Origin of the sequence: Romboutsia sp. Marseille-P6047 (genome assembly GCF_900604535.1) — a bacterium.
Classification (GTDB): domain Bacteria; phylum Bacillota; class Clostridia; order Peptostreptococcales; family Peptostreptococcaceae; genus Romboutsia_E.
In genome coordinates, this window is record NZ_UWOT01000028.1 from 1 (window position 1) to 3,222 (window position 3,222).

4 protein-coding genes are annotated in these 3,222 nt (G+C 26.5%); 2 read left to right on the top strand and 2 right to left on the bottom strand.

The window, feature by feature from the left end:
• The coding region (locus EIH23_RS15840; RefSeq protein ID WP_164489105.1) for a hypothetical protein at window positions 1–657 on the bottom strand (657 nt) is incomplete at its 3' end.
• Between the two features lie 199 nt (window positions 658–856).
• The gene (locus EIH23_RS15845) at window positions 857–1,411 is read right to left on the bottom strand and encodes a ferritin family protein (RefSeq protein WP_122641381.1); all 555 of its coding nucleotides are present in this window, start codon (window positions 1,409–1,411) and stop codon (window positions 857–859) included.
• 197 nt (window positions 1,412–1,608) lie between these two features.
• On the opposite strand from EIH23_RS15845, the gene EIH23_RS15850 reads away from it, so the two are divergent.
• Together EIH23_RS15850 and EIH23_RS15855 are read left to right on the top strand one after the other, a co-directional pair.
• Window positions 1,609–1,821, top strand: coding sequence for a DUF378 domain-containing protein (locus EIH23_RS15850; protein WP_122641382.1), 213 nt, complete (start codon window positions 1,609–1,611; stop codon window positions 1,819–1,821).
• Window positions 1,822–2,183: 362 nt separating this feature from the next.
• On the top strand, window positions 2,184–3,065 hold the full coding sequence (locus tag EIH23_RS15855) for a CAP domain-containing protein (RefSeq protein ID WP_122641383.1): 882 nt from the start codon (window positions 2,184–2,186) through the stop codon (window positions 3,063–3,065).
• Window positions 3,066–3,222: the final 157 nt, after the last annotated feature.

Below are 3,222 nucleotides of genomic sequence, written 5' to 3' on the forward strand. Positions count from 1 at the left end.
ATTAATAAACATATCTATTTTTAAAGCTTGTGAATCAATAGATATATTATTTAAAGTAAACTCTTTAAAATTACTTTTATCTATAATTACATTACTATCGTCAAATTTAACTATTAAATCACTTTCATTTGTAAACCAATCGTTTAAAAACTTATTGACTCCCATATTTATTATCCAATCGGCTATTTTTAAATCTAAAAATTTAACTTCAGTTATTTTTAAAAGTAAATCCTTATGATTATTAATAGATGGTATTATCTTTAATTCTATTGGTGTAGTTATTGTATTGCTTACTTTATAATCTACATTAATTTTTATATATCCACTACCTATATCTACTTGAACTTTATCTATTTTATCATTTTTACTTTCTTCTAAAAAATAGTCTACTCCATTTTTTATAGAATTTTTTGGAGCTAAGAAACTTCCATTAAATCCTACTGGATTATCAACTAATTCTAAACTTTCAATTTTAACGCCTTGTATTGCTCTTAGAAATGCTATTGTTTTATTATTATTTACACCATTATCTTCTTCTACTTTATTATTTACATTATTTTGTTTTACTGTCTCTTTACTGGGTCTTATAAATATATAGCCACCTATTAAAAATGCTATAATTATTACTATACTAAATATTGCTTTATTATTCTTCATTCTATTACCTTTCCTTATTTTTATACTTATTTAATATTATAACTATAATATACTAAAATCATTATATATGTATAAATATTACCATACTTATTAATAAAATATATAAGTAAAATTATAAAATAAAAATACCTTAAGATATTAAATATCTTAAGGTATTTTAAAATGTTAAAAATTAATTTATATAAATAAAAACTTATTATTAGTTTTGCTTACCGAAATGTCTTTCTAGTAATCCTAAGAATGCTTTACCATGTCTAGCTTCGTCTTTACACATTTCATGAACTGTATCATGTATAGCATCTAATCCTAATTCTTTAGCTTTCTTAGCTAATTTTAATTTTCCATCAGTTGCACCGTATTCTGCTTCAATTCTTACTCTTAAGTTTTCTTTAGTATCAGCAACAACTACTTCTCCTAATAATTCAGCAAATTTAGCAGCATGTTCTGCTTCTTCAAATGCTATTCTCTTATAAGCTTCTGCTACTTCTGGATATCCTTCTCTATCAGCTTGTCTACTCATTGCTAAGTACATTCCTACTTCTGTACACTCTCCAACAAAGTTTGCTCTTAATCCTTCTATAACCTCTTCATCTACACCTTGTGCTACACCTATTCTGTGTTCATCAGCCCAATTTAATTCTCCTGACATTTCTTCGAATTTGTCAGCTCCTACTTTACATACTGGACATACAAATCCTTCTATTGTTTCTCCTTCGTGGATATATCCACATACTGTACATACAAATTTTTTCATATTATTTCTCCTCCTAATTTTAGTATATATATATTCTAGTATAAAACTTTATTAACTTTATTAAGTATACTACATATATACCACCTAAGCTTTACTTTAAACATGTTTCTTATAAAATTATTAAAATTTAATAATGTATAAATTTATATCAACCTGTCTATAATCTCAAATAAAAACAGGAGTAGGAGGTTATTCATATGACAATTATTTATAATATAGCTGTTATATTAGTTTTAATCGGTGCCCTTAATTGGGGCTTAGTGTCAGTAGCTAAATTAGACCTTGTGGCTGCTATTTTTGCTGGCGATGGAAAATTTGGAAATATAAGTTCATTTAGTAGAATAATATATGGATTAGTTGGACTGTCTGCATTATATGTTGGTTATATGTACTTTTTTAATATGATTTAATTAACAATATAAAAATATAGGTTCAACCTTATCAATGATACCCTATATATAAACTTAATTTAAGTTTATATATAGGGTATCATTTTTTATTCTACTATTCGATTTATATTATATATTTCTTTACGCATAACACTGTAGTCAAACCTTTTATTCTATTCTTAATAATTTCTATAATCATTGAAATAACTTAATTTAACTCTTTCATAATACATTTTACATAAATTTACATGGTTTTTCGACAAATTTCTATGTTATCATAGATTTACAAAGGGGCACCCCCCTAGATAAAAGGTTACAAATAAGTAACATTTTTTAAATATTTTAAACAAATATATTTTTAATAATGAAGGGAGATATGTTTTATGGTAAAGAAACTAAAAACATTATTAGCTTTAGGTGTAGTCACTGTAACTACGGTAAGTACAGCAGTACCTGCAAGTGCATTAACTAGCACAACAACAAAAACTACAAAATACACTAGAAAAGGTTCTATTTATCTATGTATAAACGGTAAAAAGTATAAATTTGATTTAAATTCAAACTGTATAAATAAACCAACTACTCCAGATACAGGAAATGATAATTCAGATAATAATACTGGTTCTGATAACAACTCTGGAAATAATACTCCAGACAATAATACTGGTTCTGATAACAACTCTGGAAATAATACTCCAGACAACAATACTGATTCTGATAACAACTCTGGAAATAATACTTCAGATAACAATACTGGTTCTGATAACAACTCTGGAAATAATACTCCAGACAACAATACTGATTCTGATAACAACTCTGGAAATAATACTCCAGACAACAATACTGGTTCTGACAATAACTCTGAATCAACTTCAAATAGCTTCGCAGCTTATCAACAAGAAGTTGTTAACTTAGTTAACAAAGAAAGAGCTAAATACGGTTTAAGTCCACTTAAATCAAATGCTTCTTTAGCTAATGTAGCTACAATAAAATCTCAAGATATGGTAAATAAAAACTACTTTAGCCATACTTCTCCAACTTATGGTTCTCCATTTGACATGATGAAGCAATTTGGAATAAGCTATCGTACAGCTGGAGAAAACATAGCTATGGGACAAAAAACTCCATCTGAAGTAGTTACTGCTTGGATGAATTCTGAAGGTCATAGAGCAAATATATTAAACGCTAACTTCACTGAAATAGGTATAGGTATTGCTCAAAATTCAAAAGGACAATTATATTGGACACAAATGTTTATTGGATAAAAATAAAGCCAGTCAAATTGACTGGCTTTTCCTTTAATTTTTAATAGTTAAATCATTTCCACTTATAAAAATCTGCATTCCTTCTTTTTCAAAATATTTCAGTATTTCTTTTAATAAAAATATATTTTTTTTACTTAAATATTCACTTGGTCTATCC